11 protein-coding genes are annotated in these 16,331 nt (G+C 33.3%); 6 read left to right on the top strand and 5 right to left on the bottom strand.

What is annotated here, in order from left to right; all coding sequences use genetic code 11:
- Positions 1 to 488: 488 nt before the first annotated feature.
- The 5 genes from EV144_RS13330 to EV144_RS13310 form a co-directional block, all read right to left on the bottom strand.
- The gene (locus EV144_RS13330) at positions 489 to 770 is read right to left on the bottom strand and encodes a hypothetical protein (RefSeq protein WP_134149518.1); all 282 of its coding nucleotides are present in this window, start codon (positions 768 to 770) and stop codon (positions 489 to 491) included.
- A 295-nt stretch (positions 771 to 1,065) separates the two neighbouring features.
- Complete coding sequence (locus tag EV144_RS13325; RefSeq protein ID WP_134149517.1) at positions 1,066 to 4,101, bottom strand: TrlF family AAA-like ATPase; 3,036 nt, start codon at positions 4,099 to 4,101, stop codon at positions 1,066 to 1,068.
- Between the two features lie 311 nt (positions 4,102 to 4,412).
- Positions 4,413 to 5,213 (bottom strand): TatD family hydrolase, encoded by an 801-nt coding sequence (locus EV144_RS13320; protein ID WP_134149515.1) that lies wholly within the window; start codon positions 5,211 to 5,213, stop codon positions 4,413 to 4,415.
- A 403-nt stretch (positions 5,214 to 5,616) separates the two neighbouring features.
- Positions 5,617 to 7,038, bottom strand: coding sequence for an RtcB family protein (locus EV144_RS13315; protein WP_134149513.1), 1,422 nt, complete (start codon positions 7,036 to 7,038; stop codon positions 5,617 to 5,619).
- 975 nt (positions 7,039 to 8,013) lie between these two features.
- Positions 8,014 to 9,531 (bottom strand): TROVE domain-containing protein, encoded by a 1,518-nt coding sequence (locus EV144_RS13310; RefSeq protein ID WP_134149511.1) that lies wholly within the window; start codon positions 9,529 to 9,531, stop codon positions 8,014 to 8,016.
- Positions 9,532 to 9,656: 125 nt separating this feature from the next.
- Here EV144_RS13310 and EV144_RS13305 point away from each other — a divergent pair, with 125 nt between their 5' ends.
- The 6 genes from EV144_RS13305 (at position 9,657) to EV144_RS13280 (ending at position 16,287) form a co-directional block, all read left to right on the top strand.
- Complete coding sequence (locus EV144_RS13305) at positions 9,657 to 10,274, top strand: hypothetical protein (RefSeq protein WP_134149510.1); 618 nt, start codon at positions 9,657 to 9,659, stop codon at positions 10,272 to 10,274.
- Between the two features lie 221 nt (positions 10,275 to 10,495).
- Positions 10,496 to 11,521: a helix-turn-helix transcriptional regulator gene (locus EV144_RS13300; RefSeq protein ID WP_134149509.1), complete on the top strand. Its 1,026-nt coding sequence runs from the start codon at positions 10,496 to 10,498 to the stop codon at positions 11,519 to 11,521.
- Between the two features lie 260 nt (positions 11,522 to 11,781).
- Positions 11,782 to 12,249, top strand: coding sequence for a MarR family winged helix-turn-helix transcriptional regulator (locus tag EV144_RS13295; RefSeq protein WP_134149507.1), 468 nt, complete (start codon positions 11,782 to 11,784; stop codon positions 12,247 to 12,249).
- On the top strand, positions 12,233 to 14,623 hold the full coding sequence (locus EV144_RS13290) for a 3-hydroxyacyl-CoA dehydrogenase/enoyl-CoA hydratase family protein (RefSeq protein ID WP_134149506.1): 2,391 nt from the start codon (positions 12,233 to 12,235) through the stop codon (positions 14,621 to 14,623). The genes EV144_RS13295 and EV144_RS13290 overlap by 17 nt, the downstream gene beginning before the upstream one ends.
- An 89-nt stretch (positions 14,624 to 14,712) precedes the next feature.
- Positions 14,713 to 15,894, top strand: a complete 1,182-nt coding sequence (locus EV144_RS13285) for a thiolase family protein (protein WP_134149505.1) — start codon at positions 14,713 to 14,715, stop codon at positions 15,892 to 15,894.
- A gap of 42 nt (positions 15,895 to 15,936) precedes the next feature.
- Positions 15,937 to 16,287: a four helix bundle protein gene (locus EV144_RS13280; protein WP_134149503.1), complete on the top strand. Its 351-nt coding sequence runs from the start codon at positions 15,937 to 15,939 to the stop codon at positions 16,285 to 16,287.
- The last annotated feature ends 44 nt before the right edge of the window (positions 16,288 to 16,331 follow it).

Here is a 16,331-nt window from a genome sequence, read left to right as displayed (position 1 = left end):
TCTTATTACTATTAAAGTTAATTTTTATCTTGAATTTAAAAATGATAAATAAGAAGAATATTCTACTATTAGTCGGTGTAGCTCTTTTATATGCTGGCACACTACTATCTGTGTTTTCTTTGTATTCAATAAAACAAAATTTAAATATTGTTGATAAAAAACAGATCAAATAACACTTTATTTTTTTAGTAAACATTTCTATAAACTGTTTGGAACACAATAGATTTAGATGGTTTGATAGAAAGGAGATACACTATCAAATAAAAAATAGAGTTAATGATCCTTGGAAAATTGAATAATGCCATTTAAACAAATATTTTTGAGTGGATTTATTTCTATTGTATTAATTATTATTTGCTCAATATCTATTTATAAAATATCCAAGAAATATAAATAATTCAAACACTCGAAAGTAAGTTGTGTGGGCAAATGGTTTTTCCAAACAAAAAAATACCCGCAAATTTAATGTTTGCGGGTTTTTCTTTTTATTAAATATTTTTGGCACCCGCCATAGTGTTGCACGCATTTACAATCTGCGTATTTGAAAACGGCGCCAAAGTCTCTGCCAGATTTCTGCTTGTTCTAATACAGCCTAACATTTTGACCCTTAGATCGAGATTATCACCCATTTCTGTTTCGAGTAGAAGCTCGAAGATTTCCTGCAGGTACAAAGGTTGTTCTTTAAAGTTTCCTTCAAACCAAACGTCTGAAAGGAAGTTCGCCACGGATGGCATTACATCTTGTTGTGTTTTTTGATTTTCTTTTGACATAACGGAAAATATTAAACGCACGAAACCCTCATTTTCGGTTGTGTCAAAACATTCCAGGAATGCGTTCAGGGCTATCACTAGCTCCAGCAACGTGAATGAGGGCTTCGCTTATTGTTAACTTATTAAAGTTTTCAGGATATAATCCTGGGTATGTTTTGACTTTACAAAGATATGATTTTACTTTAAAAAGAAAGAAATAACTTACTTTATTTAATATTTTTAATTTTTGATAATTTATAGTAAAGTTAGAAATTGTTATTGGTATGATTATTTAAATGTTGATTTTTTTGAGATATTAAAATCCATATTTATCTTTTCTTTTAATAAAAGCTGGTTCTGTCCCCTCCAAAATGTCAACAATTGAATTATTAATTTTTTTATTTTCTATTGCACCTGAATTAAATGAGAATGTATTTTTATGTTCTTTATCTATATTAACATGAATAACTAATTCTGCATCTGACACAATTGCAAGGTTAGGATTATGAGTTACAATAATAATTTGTCTTCTTTTTTTTGCATCTTTAATAAATGGAACTAAAATTTTATAAACGCTATGATTATCTAAATTATCTTCTGGTTGATCAATTATTAAAGGAATATCATTGCTGTCTAACAATAAGTAAAATACAATTAGAGCGGCCCCTCGCTCACCTGGAGAAAGTTGTTCAATACTTTTATTATCAAGTTTTAATTCATATTTTTCTTTTAAAAAATCTAGTCCGAAAATAAAATCATAAAATTCTAAGGGTTCTTTATTTTGTCTTAATTGATTAAATGGAGGTTGACTTTTATCCCCATTATCTTCAAATTTTGATTGAATATCTTCTAAAAATTCTTTAAATGATTCTTGATCGTTGATATCGGTTGAATTAATTAACTCTTTGATAACTTTTTCAGATTCATTTGTTCCATAAAATTTCCCAGAAATACTTTTATTAATATAATCAAGAAAATTAGATGTAAAACTATTTATTTCAAAAGTTGCATCAATATTAATATTATATTCTTTTATTTTATCGCTATTATCATCAATAATTTTTTCAACATTATTTTTCAATGCTAAATAAATATCAATGATTTCTTTTTTCTTATTATAAATATCTAGGGATAAAGAGATACGTTCTTCTTTGAATTTTGCTAAATCGATAACATAATCTTTTTCACATCTTTCAATCTCCTTTTTGAAGTAATTGATTGTATTTAGATTTTTACCAGTCTCATCACCAAGCAAATTTTCCTGCTTCTCTTTCCATTCCTTGTCTTGCTTAACAAATTCTTGATAAGCTTTTGTGTTTCCTTCTAAACCACTTAATAAAGAACTATGTTCATTAGTAAGTTTAATTATTTTATTATAAATAAAATTACTCACATCTACATTCAAACTCGAATGTAAAATTTCATCATAAACTACTTTTCCTAGATTAAGTTCAATATTTATTTTCTCATTTCTAAGAGACATTTTGGTATTAGTTATTACAGTAATATCAAATTTTATTTTTTGAGAAAAAACTTTTTGTGGATCTATATTGAATTCTTTTAAAATGAACGTTTCATTATCAATAAACTGATTAACAGATACTTCTTCATTTTTAATTCTTTCTTCTAACTGATTTAATTTTAAAATATCGGAATTAATAATCGTTAATCTTTCCACATAAGCTTTTTCTTCTTCTTTTAGATTAGAAATAGATGCAGTAATTTCACTTGTTCTTTTAAAATTAGGATTATTATCTAAATTACTTATTAAACCTTCATCATAATTCTTTATAGGAGCATTCTTTTTTAAATTTTCTAATTCAGTTTCTCTTTCTTTAAGGTTGCTAACTAAATTCTCAATATGGTTTTTAGCCGTTTTGTTTTGTTTATCAATAATTTCAGTATTTAATTCCGAAATTTTATTTTTAATAAGTTTTATTTGATTATAAATTGCAGTTTGTTTATCCTGGATAAAATCATCAAATGAATTTTTATTAAGTCTTTCTGTTTCATCAATATGTCTAAAAACAACATCGTTTATTTCTTTTTTAAAAGCTTTATCATCATCAATGTTATTACATAAATCTTCAAAAAAGTTTTGAGGAATATATTTTACTTTTTCGATAGAATTTTCATCTATTATATCATTTAAATTTTTTTCATTCTTATTTCCATCATACCACAACAATAACGATTTAAAATTTTTCGCTAGTTCTTTTTTCTTAAATTTTTTATTATTTAAAAAAGAAAAATCTTTTTGTCGGTGAGAATTTCCACATAATCCAATAACATCTGTAATTGCACTTTTGCCTTTTCCTTTATTCCCAATTACAACAGTCAATTCTGGATTAATATAAGCCTTCTGTTTTTTAAACCATACACCATCTTTATCATCATAACTATCAATTTGATCAATCTCAATCGAATTAATATATTTATTTGGAAATTCACCAATTCTATCCAGAACTACAGGATGATCCCCAATAAATATTCTATTTTCAGGTTCATTTAAAACTTGTAGTAACCCTTCAAATGTCTTTTCTGCTTTTATCCAAGTTATTTCAGAATAATCACAAACTTGACCTTCTCCATCAATTTTTATGTAACTTTTCCCGAGTTTATCTTCTAAATTCTGAAAAGAATGAGCGTCTGATCCATTAAAAACTGGCTTAGGTTTTAAATTATAAGCGCTTCTTCCATCTTTTTTATTTAAATAAAAATCTGTGTCCTTGGAAGATCCAAAAAAAGCTTTACATCTTTTATCAATTTCTTTTGCATATTCTGCCCCTCTGGTATCACTTTTGCCAGGTCTTAAAGAGCCGTAACCACTTGCCAAACTAATAACAATATATTCATCACTAGAAAAACTCTCTTTTAATTTATCAATAGTAATATCTAAATTTACCATCGCTTTTTTATATGTCACTTCTGTTAAATCATTTTCACTACAAAACTTAGATGTTAATTTTATATCATCTGTAGAAATCAAGGGAAGTCTTGATAAAAAAGGCGTTATCTTTTCAATTGTAGCCTTAGCATTAGAAAAAATTATATGAAATTGAATATGCTCAGCATCTTTATTTTTATCACTCAATCTAAATTCAACATTAGGAAAAAATACTTTTGTAGATTGAGGGAATTTTTCTTTGAACTTTTCAATAAATTTAATATAACTATCTATAACAAAATAATCAGTAATACCAAATACTTCGACATCACAATCTTCAATAAATTCACAATATTTATCCCAAGGGTCTTCACCCTCTGATAATTTAAAATTATTTGCAAGTTTAGTTGCTGGTGTATGAACATGCAAATCCCATTTTCTCCATTCTGAACCTCTATTACTCATAATTATATGGTTATTTAGTTAATTAGTTTAAAATTCATTATTCCTTCATCTCTTTAGCTGACATCTACCTTTTTCCTTTTTTACATCATTGCTATTTCTAGTAAAATAATTGATCAAAATTGCATAAGATTTTATTAAGCTTTTTATGGTTTTCCATAATTCGATTTAATTATTTAAAAACATCCTTCCATTCAAATATAACTAAAACAAAAAGCCTCCAAACCAAGTACAAACACCTGATTTAAAAGCAAAAATAAAATATTCTAATATGATACTAACAGGTTTTAAAAAACCTGTTAGAAACACAACTCTTAAATCCCAAAAAACGCTTTAGAATTCCTAGTCGTTTCCTCCGCAACATTATCCAAAGAAATTCTTTTAAACTGTGCAATAGTTCCCGCCACATAAGGCAGAAAAGCAGGTTCGCAACGGCGTTCGTGGTATTTCTTCAAAAGGCTATTCGGAACATTTTTTGGGAGCATAAAAGGCGCATCGGTTTCGATCATCATTTTGTCGAGCGGTACGTACTGCACAACTTCTTTTAAATGTGCGAAACGTTTGCTGTCTGAAATCGCTCCGGTAAAACCAAGATACAATCCGTTATCGAGATAGGTTTTGGCTTCCTGCAAAGTTCCCGTAAAACAATGCACAACGGCTTTGGGCAGTTTCGGCAGATATTCGTTTGTAATACTCATAAAACGACTAAAAGCGGCTCTTTCATGCAAAAACAAAGGTTTCTGAATTTCGATCGCCAATTCTAAATGCGCTTTGTAACATTCTTCCTGTTTGTTTCGGGGCGAAAAATCACGATCAAAATCGAGTCCGCACTCGCCTACCGAAACGACTTGTTTTTGTTCTAATAATTTCCTCAGTTTGGCAATACTCTGCCCGTCAAAACTCTTCGCATCATGCGGATGTATTCCCGCTGTCGAATATAAAACGCCCGGATATTGCCTGGCAATCTTTGCCGATTCTTCGCTGTTTCTTACGCTTGTTCCGGTAAGGATCATTTTGGTTACGTCGGCATCTACCGCGTCTTGTACGATATCGTCTGTATCGTTTTGGAATTGTTTGTTGGTCAAATTAATTCCGATATCTATATATGTTTTCATTTTTTTAAGTTTTTAAGGTTCTGAGAGACTGAGCTTCTAAGCTTTTGCTCTTTGGAACGTTTGTTATTTTTTGCCACTAAGGCGCATTTATTTTTTCTTTGTGTTGAATTAATCTCGCAAAGTCGCGAAGACGCAAAGTTTTTCTGAAAGTTGAAGAGGTTTCACGCAGATTTTAAAAAGATTTAAGCAGATGCACGCAGATTATTTATAAAAAAATCTATTAAATCTGCTGTAATCTGTAATCCCGATAGCTATCGGGAGCGTGAAACAAAAACTTTGCGACTCTGCGACTTTGCGAGATTCTTTTTTTAAGGTACAAATAAACAGAGGTTCAGAGCAACAAAGGTTTTTGCATTTAGCCTTTGAACCTCTGTTGCTTTGAACCTTTGCACCTCAAAAGAAACTAATCCTCACGGCTTCCGTCATCTGCCATTCTCACCATTTTTGGAGTAAATTTGGCTACTACGTCTACTAAATCTTGTTGTGCTTCCATCACTTGGTTGATATCTTTATACGCCATTGGCGCTTCGTCAAGTCCTGCACCGATAAGCGTTACGCCATGATCTTTTAGGATAGCTTTCATATCATTTTGGGTGATGTTTTTGATGGCTTGTGTTCGGCTCATTTGTCTTCCTGCTCCATGCGAAGCCGAATTGATGGCGTTTTCTTCGCCTTTTCCTCTCACCAAAAATCCCGGCGCGGTCATAGATCCCGGAATGATTCCCATAACGCCTTTTCCGGCTGGGGTTGCTCCTTTTCTATGTACGATTACTTCTTCGCCGTTCCAGATTTCTTTCCACGCAAAATTATGATGGTTTTCAACTTTCGCTAAAACCGAAGCACCCAAAGCGGTTTTCATTTTGTTATGAATAATTTCGTGACAAGCCGAAGCGTAATCTCCCGCAAGGTTCATCGCCATCCAGTATTCTTGTCCCAATTGCGAATTCATATCCAGATACGCTAAGTTTTTGGCCACCTCCGGAAGTTTACAAACGTCTTTGGCGATTTTAGTGTAATGTCCGGCAATGGTTGCGCCCATGCCGCGTGAACCAGAATGCGTTAACAAAGCGACATATTTCCCTTTTGGGATATTCAAGACAGTATCGTCTTTTGCAAATTCCATGATTCCGAATTCCACAAAGTGATTTCCACCACCAGACGAACCCAATTGCGACCAGGCTTTATCTTTTAGATTCTTCACAAACGGATTCATATTAAATGCATCGTCGCTCAAAACCGCGTGATCGGCTTTGTATTGTCCGTGGAAACCGTGACCGGCTCCAAATATAGAATGCGCGATTAATTCTCTTTTGAATTTTTCTTCGTTTTCGAAATAAAAAGCTTCCGGAATATCATAAACCGACAAAGCCATTCTACACCCTATATCGACACCAACGCCATACGGAATAATAGCGTTTTTGGTTGCCAGGACTCCGCCAATCGGAAGTCCGTAACCTTGGTGCGCGTCTGGCATTAAAGCTCCGGCAACGGTAACTGGCAGTTTCATGGCAACTTCCATTTGTTTTCTCGCACTGTCTTCAATATGTTCTAATCCGTAAGCCGAATATGCGTTTGGATTTTGATTTAATGCAATAAAATCTTCTGGTTTTTCATTTGATTTTTCAATCAAAGCAATCGCCAGTTTGCTGAAGATTTTATCGTCTATATAGTTTTCGGGAGTTGCTAAGACGTTTTTGAAATTAGTGATCATTTCGTCTCTTGTAAATCCGTTTCTTTTACTGTTTATTTTTAAGGCAAGCCCGATTAGTTTTCCTTCTGGATATCCTAATTCTAGTATTTCTGTTCCGTTTATTTGTGTATTCATTTTTTCTTTTTTTTGATAGTACAAAGGTTGGTTTGTACTGCGCAGTTATTCTGCGTAATTATTTTTTTATTTGTTAGCGAGTGATTTTCTCGCAAAGTCGCTAGGGCGCAAAGTTTTTTTTTCTCGCTCCCGATAGCTATCGGGATTACAGATTAGGGAGATTTTTCTCATTTTTTGTCATTTCTACTGTATTTGCTTCCTATTTCCCCAAACTTGTCTTTTCGACGTAAGAAGAAATCTTCGCGAGAAGCGCTACAAAGATTGACATTGGTTACGGAGTTACTTACGAATTCTTCGACTCCGCTCAGAAGGACAAAAAATGCGTTTAATCATACTTTGCCATATTTGATGTTTACTACATATACTAATTACTAATTACTTTAATAATAAAGAGGTAACACTTAGGAATGGTTTGATTTTCTTGGAACGAAGGAACCATTTCCTGACGACACTCTTTTTGTTTTTAAGAGCAATAGCTTACAAGTGACTTTAGGACTCGAACCTAACTAATCAACCAACGAAGTAACACTTGTATACGGCATCTTATAAATTTGAAAAAGTAACAATTGGCAAGAGCTTTTGATTCCTTAAACGAAGTAACTCTGTGCGCACGACATTTTTCATTTTTAAAAAGAAGTAAAAAGCAATAAGAGAAACGGGGCTTATCTTGCCAGAATCGAACTGGATAACCTTGCTGTTTTTAACAACTTCGCTATTCCTCCCCAAAATGGTGACGAAGTAACTCTTATTTACGACATTCTTTTTTATTTATAACACTGGGTAAATTATCGACAAGAGACTATTAGATTGCGTGCTACCCTTACACCATCAGCAAAACTGAACAGGATTCGAACCTGTATTACAAAATCCCGAAGTAACTCTTATCTACGACACCAATGTTTTTATTTCTATGAACTTTCTATTGCAAAGATTCAAATACTACTGCGCAATTATTTTGCGCAGTAGATTTTATTTTTACAATTCTATTCGATTAATGTAATTCAATGCGCTTTTTGTTTCTTCAAGTGCGTGCAAAACATCAAACACTTTATCAGACCAACCGGCTATTAAATGTACATCGTTTTTCTCAATGTTTATTGGCTGTTGACCGTAACCTGCTAAGTCAAACAAATACAATTTTGCATTTGGAGCCATTTTTTTATAACGGTTCCAGGAATTACTAAACGAATCTTTTGTCTGGTTGCTATTCCACATTTGCACATCGGTAAACAACATTACTTTATCAACGATTTCGTTTCGGCTTATTAAATCTTCCAAAACTAAATAACCGTTTGTAGCGTAACCTACTTCACCTTCGCGTTTGTAGTATTCGTTTACATTAGACAATACGCTTCGTTTTGGCATATTGATTATTTTCCAACGATCACCAAACATACCGCTCACCACGTTTTGGCAACGGCTTTGCATCAACATACCCAACATCAAACCAATATCATAAAGCAACACTTTACTTTTTGGCGAAATTGGCTGTTGCATAGAACCCGAAACGTCGCACGCCACCACAACCGAAGTGTTTACATCAAAACCTTTTATGTTTTGAGCACTGATCATAACCGCAGTTTCTAAAGCATCTAAAACTGTCGAGATATATTTCGAATTCATGTCTTTCAATTCTCGGTACGCAGCCAAAAATCGGAAAGGCAATTGTTTTGAATTCAAAACTGCTTTTTCGTTTGTCAAATACCCGCACACTTTCATGATATGAGTACCAGAAACATTAGCTTCAACAATGTTTCGCAAGTTTCGCATCAAAGCCATATAACCTATTTTATTGCTATCGATCAATTCTTCCCATTTTTGAGTAAACGCTTTTTGCTTCTCCAATTCGTTATAGAATTTTATCTGACCCAATTGCGACAACTCCGTTTCCCAAGTATAAGGCGTTTGCAAAGTGTTGTTTACAATTTTGTTGAACAAATTTTGCTGCACCTCATCTTTAGCTTTTGGATGAACCAAAAACAAAGCGTCTTTTAGTTTTACTGCACCGTCGCGGTTGTATTTTGCAAATTGATATTCATCAAATTTATTGAATGAAACCGCCAAACCTTTTTGAACTTGTTTAGACAAACGGTTTAATTTTTTAACGCCGTTTCGGTCATTTGCCATTTGGTAATATGCCAAAAGTTCTGTGATTTCGTCTGCACGCTGGATAACGTTTGTGATCATTTTACTGATTAAGGAATCACCAGAATATATTTTAGCCAATTCTACTACCAAAACCAATGGTACAGAACGCATGTGCATTTCGTTACGTGCATAAACTGCTAGTTTTGCTACAAATACTGGATTACTCTTTTGGATCAAGTTTTTGATTCTTTCCAAACGTGTTGTATCTTTTTCGTAAAATGAAGCACTTAAGCTTGTAATTACCACTGCTGCATACAATTCGTATTCTGATGTTAACGGAAAAGCAACAGCATTTTCGTGATTAACTATAGTAGTTTTTTCTTTTGATAAAAAATTGAATTTCATAATTTCTGGTTTTTAAAATTAAACAATCTGTGTTGTTCCGTTTTGATGTTACAAAGATTGAAAAACTACTACGCAATTATTTTGCGCAGTAAAATTTAATTTTTATTTTTGAGTAAACTTCCTTTATGAATCTACAAGAAAAGTACTCTGATTTAATGTCTAAAATTGGCTTTAATACCAATAAAATTAAGGCTTTATGGTTTGATTTAGAAAAAGCATATTCTGGTAAATCCCGACATTATCATAATTTGAAACATTTAGAAGAAATGATCGAATTATTTGAAATCTATAAAACCAATCTCCAAAATCCTGATGAAGTTCTGTCTAGTATTTTCTATCACGACTATATTTATAAGGCTTCAAGAAAAGATAATGAACTCAAAAGTGCAGAATTGGCGCTGAAAGTTTTAGCTGATTCTACTTCTGTAAATAAAGATTTAATTTTTGAGGCGATCTGCGCTACGCAATTGCATGAGCATAATAGCAGAGAAGATATTAATTGGCTTATTGATTTTGATTTAAAGATTCTTTCTAAAGATTGGGAAGACTATCAAATCTATTTTAATCAAATTAGAAAAGAATATAAAATTTATCCTGACTTTCTCTACAAACCCGGACGCGCTAAAGCTTTGAAACATTTTCTGGAAAACGAATTTATTTTTCAGACAGATGAATTTAGAAGTTTATATGAAGAGAAAGCCAGACGAAATATTGAAAAAGAAATAAGCATTTTGGAAAAATAATAATCTCGCGAAGTCGCAAAAACGCAAAGTTTTTGTTTCATTTTTTTGTCATCCTGACGAAGGAAGGATCTCCGCGAGTAGCTCTACAAAGATTAGACTTTCGTTATGGAGTTCCTTGTGGAGATCCTTCCTTCGTCAGGATGACAAAGATTATGGTTACTTTGGCTAATAAAACTTTGTGCCTTTGTCCCTCTGTGTCTTTGCAACTTTAAAAAAAAACTATGTCACAAAATAAAAACGCCTTAATCCGTTACAAAACCATCGACAAATGTCTGCAGAATAAATACAGACAATGGACATTGGAAGATTTAATCGAATGCTGTTCTCAGGCTTTAGAAGAATATGAAGGAAGGCAGATTCCGATTAGTAAACGCACCATTCAAATGGATATTCAGATGATGCGAAGTGAGAAACTCGGTTATAACGCACCAATTGTGGTGTACGATAAAAAGTATTATAAATACGAAGACGAAGATTTTACGATTACCGATATTCCACTTACGGAGACCGATATTAATGTTTTGACGGAAACGGTTTCGATGTTGAAACAGTTTAAAGATTTCTCTCTTTTTAGTGATGTATCGGATATTCTACAGCGTCTGGAAGATAAAATCTATGCGGAAAAATCGCATACCAAACCGGTTATTTATCTGGATAAAAACGAAAATCTAAAAGGCTTGCATTATCTGGATGAAATTTATCAGGCGATTATCAAGAAAATGGTTTTGGTGATAACATATAAATCTTTTAAATCTCGAGAAGAAAGTACGTTTCATTTTCATCCTTTTATTTTAAAGGAATTTAATAACAGGTGGTTTTTAATTGGAAAAATGAAAGCTTCTCAGCCCATTACCAATTTGGCTTTGGATAGAATTATTGCTATTGATTACGATTTTAATCTTCCTTATATAGAAGAAGATTTTGATGCTGATTTATTTTATAAAAATGTAATTGGTGTTACCGTAAATTCGGGTTTAAACCCCAGAAAAATTGAACTTTGGATAGATGCTACAAATGCGCCGTATGTTATTACAAAACCATTACATCATACGCAAAGGTTAATCAAAGAGAATGATGATAAAAGTATTATTGTGCATTTGTTTCTTTCTCCTAATTATGAGATGGAGCGTCTTCTTTTTGGTTTTGGTGATGGAATTGAAGTTTTACATCCTGAGAATTTACGAAACCGGATGAGAAAAACACTGGAGAAAGCATTGGCTAAATATGATTTAAAAACTAATACTTAAATTAAAATTCCAATAATAAAATTCCAAATTCCAATCTAAAGCTTGTATTGATTAACCTTGAATGAAAATGCAACAATTGGAATTTAGAATTTAGATTTAAATATTGGGATTTATTTTTAAGTTTCACTATATTTCAAATTAAAAAAACTAACCTAAACCACTCTATTTCAGAGAAATTTTATTACTAACCAAAAATTTATTCAAAATTTATATGCATGCATAGTATTTTTTGATTATATTTGAAATCGATATAGTTACATATGAAAGATAAAACGATAGATTATATTTTAAGAGCAACTTGGCAGGCTGTATCAAGAATGTACAACGAAGAAGCTGCAAAATACGATGCTACAATGGCAACGGGATTTGCACTTTTGAGTATGGACAAAGAAGAAGGAACTCCATCTACAGCTTTAGGGCCGAGAATGGGCATGGAAGCAACCAGCCTTACAAGAACATTAAAATCAATGGAAGACAAAGGTCTTATTGTTCGCAAAAAAAACCCAAGTGACGGTCGTGGTGTTTTGATATACCTAACTGAATTTGGAAAAGAAAAAAGAGATTTATCTAAAAACACGGTTTTAAAATTTAATGAAACCGTAAGAAAACATGTTTCAGACGAAAAACTCCAACATTTTATTGAAGTTTCTGAAATCATAAACGAATTAATTCAGGATAAAAACATATTTAATCAAACAGAAAATACAGAAAATGAAACGCACAATTAAAAAAGTTGCTGTAATTGGATCCGGAATTATGGGTTCAGGTATAGCTTGTCATTTTGCCAATATTGGTGTTGAAGTTTTACTGCTTGACATCGTGCCTCGCGAGTTGACAGAAGCTGAAGCTAAAAAAGGTTTAACACTTGAAAGTAAAGCTGTTCGCAACCGTGTTGTAAACGAGCATTTAGCAAATTCATTAAAATCAAAACCCTCTCCTATTTACAGTCAGAAATTCGCAAACAGAATTACGACTGGAAATACGACAGACGACATGGCAAAAATTGCCAATGTAGACTGGATTATTGAGGTTGTTGTAGAACGTTTGGATATCAAGAAATTGGTATTCGAGCAAATCGAGAAATTCCGTAAACCGGGAACTTTGGTTACTTCTAATACTTCTGGTATTCCGATTCATTTTATGAGCGAAGGAAGAAGCGAAGATTTTCAACAACACTTCTGCGGCACACACTTTTTTAACCCTGCGCGTTACTTAAAATTATTTGAAATCATTCCTGGCCCAAAAACTTCAACTGAAGTATTGGATTTCTTAAACGAATACGGATCTAAATTTTTAGGAAAAACTTCGGTTGTTGCTAAAGATACTCCGGCATTTATCGGAAACAGAATTGGTATTTACGGAATCCAGAGTTTATTCCATTTAGTAAAAGAAATGGGGTTAACGATTGAAGAAGTTGATAAATTGACTGGACCAGTTATTGGTCGTCCAAAATCAGCAACTTTCCGTACCGTTGACGTTGTTGGATTGGATACTTTGGTACACGTTGCTAACGGTATTTACGAAAACTGTCCGAACGACGAACAACACGAATTGTTTAAACTTCCTGATTTCATCAACAAAATGATGGAAAATAATTGGTTAGGTTCTAAAACTGGCCAAGGTTTTTATAAAAAAGTAGATAAAGACATTCTTTCTTTAGACTTAGATACATTGGAATACCGCGCTGCGAAAAAAGCAAATTTTGCAACGCTTGAATTAACTAAAACTATCGATAAACCAATTAATCGTTTTAAAGTTTTAGTAAAAGGAACAGACAAAGCGGGAGAATTCTACAGAAAAAGTTTCGCTGGAATGTTCGCTTATGTTTCAAACAGAATTCCTGAAATTTCAGACGAATTATACAAAATTGACGATGCCATGAAAGCTGGTTTTGGATGGGAAAATGGTCCATTCGAAATCTGGGATGCTATCGGCGTTGCCAAAGGAATTGAAATCATGAAAGCAGAAGGTTTAGAGCCTGCTGCATGGGTTACTGAAATGCTTGCTTCTGGAAGCGAAAGTTTCTATACTGTAAAAGAGGGTGCAACTTTCTTCTACAACATTCCAACAAAATCTCAGGTAAAAGTTCCTGGACAGGATTCATTTATTATTCTGAACAACATTCGCGAAAGCAAAAAAGTTTGGAGCAACAGCGGTGCTATTATTGAAGATTTAGGAGACGGAATTTTGAATTTAGAATTCCAATCTAAAATGAATACAATTGGCGGCGATGTACTTCAGGCAATCAATAAAGCTATTGATTTAGCTGAAAAAGAATACCAAGGTTTAGTTATTGGAAACCAGGCAGCGAATTTCTCTGTTGGTGCTAATATCGGAATGATTTTCATGATGGCGGTTGAGCAGGAATATGACGAATTGAACATGGCGATCAAATTGTTCCAAGATACTATGATGCGCGTACGTTACTCAGGAATCCCTGTAGTTGTGGCGCCTCACGGAATGACTTTTGGCGGTGGATGTGAAATGAGTTTACACGCTGACAAAGTTGTTGCTGCTGCAGAAACGTATATGGGATTAGTTGAATTTGGTGTTGGTGTACTTCCTGGTGGTGGTGGATCTAAAGAAATGGCTTTAAGAGCTTCGGATTTATTCCGCAAAAATGATGTGGAGTTGAATGTTCTTCAAGAGTATTTCTTAACGATTGCTATGGCTAAAGTTTCGACTTCTGGTTACGAAGCTTTTGACACTGGACTTCTTCAACATGGAAAAGATATTATCGTAGTAAACAAAGATCGTCAGATTGCTGAAGCTAAAAAACATGCACTGTTAATGGCAGAAGCAGGTTATACACAACCTATCAGAAGAACTGATGTTAAGGTTTTAGGAAAACAGGCTCTTGGAATGTTCTTAGTAGGAACGGATCAAATGGAAGCTGGTAAATACATTTCTGAACACGATAAAAAAATCGCAAACAAACTGGCGTATGTAATGGCTGGTGGTGATTTATCTGAAGCGACTTTAGTTTCTGAGCAATATTTATTAGATATCGAACGTGAAGCTTTCTTAAGTTTATGTACTGAGAGAAAAACATTGGAGAGAATTCAATACATGTTAACTAAAGGAAAACCACTTCGTAATTAGAATATAGAATAAAGAGAATAGAATATAGATTGGACTTTGAAGTCTATTTTCTGTGATCTATTTTCTATAATCTTAAAAAACAAAAACAAATGAAAACAGCATATATAGTTAAAGCTTACCGTACTGCGGTAGGAAAAGCACCAAAAGGGGTTTTTAGATTTAAAAGACCTGATGAATTAGCTGCAGAAACCATTCAGTTTATGATGGATGAACTGCCTGATTTTGACAAAAAACGTATTGATGACGTTATGGTAGGAAATGCCATGCCGGAAGCAGAACAAGGATTGAACGTTGGTCGTTTAATTTCATTAATGGGATTAAAAGTTGAAGACGTTCCTGGGGTTACTGTAAACCGTTACTGCGCATCTGGATTAGAAACTATCGGAATGGCAACAGCTAAAATCCAGTCTGGAATGGCAGATTGTATCATCGCTGGTGGTGCAGAAAGTATGAGTTTTATTCCGATGGGAGGTTACAAACCAACTCCGGATTATAAAGTCGCAGCCGCAGGTCACGAAGATTACTATTGGGGAATGGGTCTTACTGCCGAAGCGGTTGCGAACCAATATAAAATCTCTAGAGAAGATCAGGATGAGTTTGCTTACAACTCTCACATGAAAGCGTTGAAAGCACAGGCAGAAGGAAAATTTGACAAACAAATTGTTCCAATTACTGTAGATCAGACTTTCATTAATGAAAATGGTAAAAAAGAAACAAAATCATACGTAGTAAAACAAGACGAAGGTCCAAGAGCCGGAACATCGGTTGCTGCATTAGCAGGTTTAAAACCAGTTTTTGCTGCTGACGGAAGCGTAACCGCTGGTAACTCTTCTCAAATGAGTGATGGTGCTGCTTTTGTTTTAATTATGAGCGAAGAAATGGTAAAAGAATTAAACCTTGAACCAATTGCAAGATTAGTAAATTTTGCTTCTTCTGGAGTTGAACCAAGAATTATGGGTATTGGTCCTGTAAAAGCAATTCCAAAAGCGTTGAAACAAGCTGGTTTAGATTTAAAAGATATTGACTTGGTGGAATTAAATGAGGCTTTTGCTTCTCAGTCTTTAGCGGTAATTCGTGAGTTAGGTTTAAATCCAGATATCGTAAACGTAAACGGTGGTGCGATTGCTTTAGGACATCCGCTAGGTTGTACGGGAGCTAAACTTTCTGTTCAGTTATTTGACGAAATGAAACGTAGAGGAAATAAATACGGAATTGTGAGTATGTGTGTTGGAACTGGACAAGGTTCTGCGGGGATTTACGAAGTTCTTTAAAAAGAGAAAATAGAATATAGAGAATAGAATAAAGATTTTAGAATGCGGCATAATTATAAGAACTTGAAAATTTGGCAGATTGGAATTTCAATTGCAAATGAAATATCAGATTTATTAATCGAATTTCCAAAACATGAAAGATATGATTTGAGTTCTCAAATAAGTCGATGCTCTGTTTCGATGCCTAGTAATATTGCAGAAGGTTCGTCGAGAACTGATAAATCTTTCAGTCATTTTTTAGACATTTCTCTTGGTTCTTCATTTGAACTTGTTACACAATTATTGATTGCAACGCATAGAAAATACATAAACGAAAAACAATTTAACCAATTAGAAATTAAAATAGAAGAATTCCAAAGAATGACAATGGGTTTTCAAAATGGACTAAAGTAAAGTCTATTTTCTCTTCTCTATACTCTATTTTCTTTCATAAAAAA

Origin of the sequence: Flavobacterium sp. 270 (genome assembly GCF_004368785.1) — a bacterium.
Classification (GTDB): domain Bacteria; phylum Bacteroidota; class Bacteroidia; order Flavobacteriales; family Flavobacteriaceae; genus Flavobacterium.
The sequence above is the reverse complement of the archived record's forward strand: the minus strand, read 5'-3'. Positions and strand labels throughout refer to the sequence as shown.

Coding starts and splice junctions, on each gene's coding strand:
- EV144_RS13310 (WP_134149511.1), bottom strand. CDS start 9,531: ATGAAATTCAATTTTTTATCAAAAGAAAAAACTACTATAGTTAATCAC.
- EV144_RS13330 (WP_134149518.1), bottom strand. CDS start 770: ATGTCAAAAGAAAATCAAAAAACACAACAAGATGTAATGCCATCCGTG.
- EV144_RS13315 (WP_134149513.1), bottom strand. CDS start 7,038: ATGAATACACAAATAAACGGAACAGAAATACTAGAATTAGGATATCCA.
- EV144_RS13280 (WP_134149503.1), top strand. CDS start 15,937: ATGCGGCATAATTATAAGAACTTGAAAATTTGGCAGATTGGAATTTCA.
- EV144_RS13300 (WP_134149509.1), top strand. CDS start 10,496: ATGTCACAAAATAAAAACGCCTTAATCCGTTACAAAACCATCGACAAA.
- EV144_RS13285 (WP_134149505.1), top strand. CDS start 14,713: ATGAAAACAGCATATATAGTTAAAGCTTACCGTACTGCGGTAGGAAAA.
- EV144_RS13305 (WP_134149510.1), top strand. CDS start 9,657: ATGAATCTACAAGAAAAGTACTCTGATTTAATGTCTAAAATTGGCTTT.
- EV144_RS13320 (WP_134149515.1), bottom strand. CDS start 5,213: ATGAAAACATATATAGATATCGGAATTAATTTGACCAACAAACAATTC.
- EV144_RS13325 (WP_134149517.1), bottom strand. CDS start 4,101: ATGAGTAATAGAGGTTCAGAATGGAGAAAATGGGATTTGCATGTTCAT.
- EV144_RS13295 (WP_134149507.1), top strand. CDS start 11,782: ATGAAAGATAAAACGATAGATTATATTTTAAGAGCAACTTGGCAGGCT.
- EV144_RS13290 (WP_134149506.1), top strand. CDS start 12,233: ATGAAACGCACAATTAAAAAAGTTGCTGTAATTGGATCCGGAATTATG.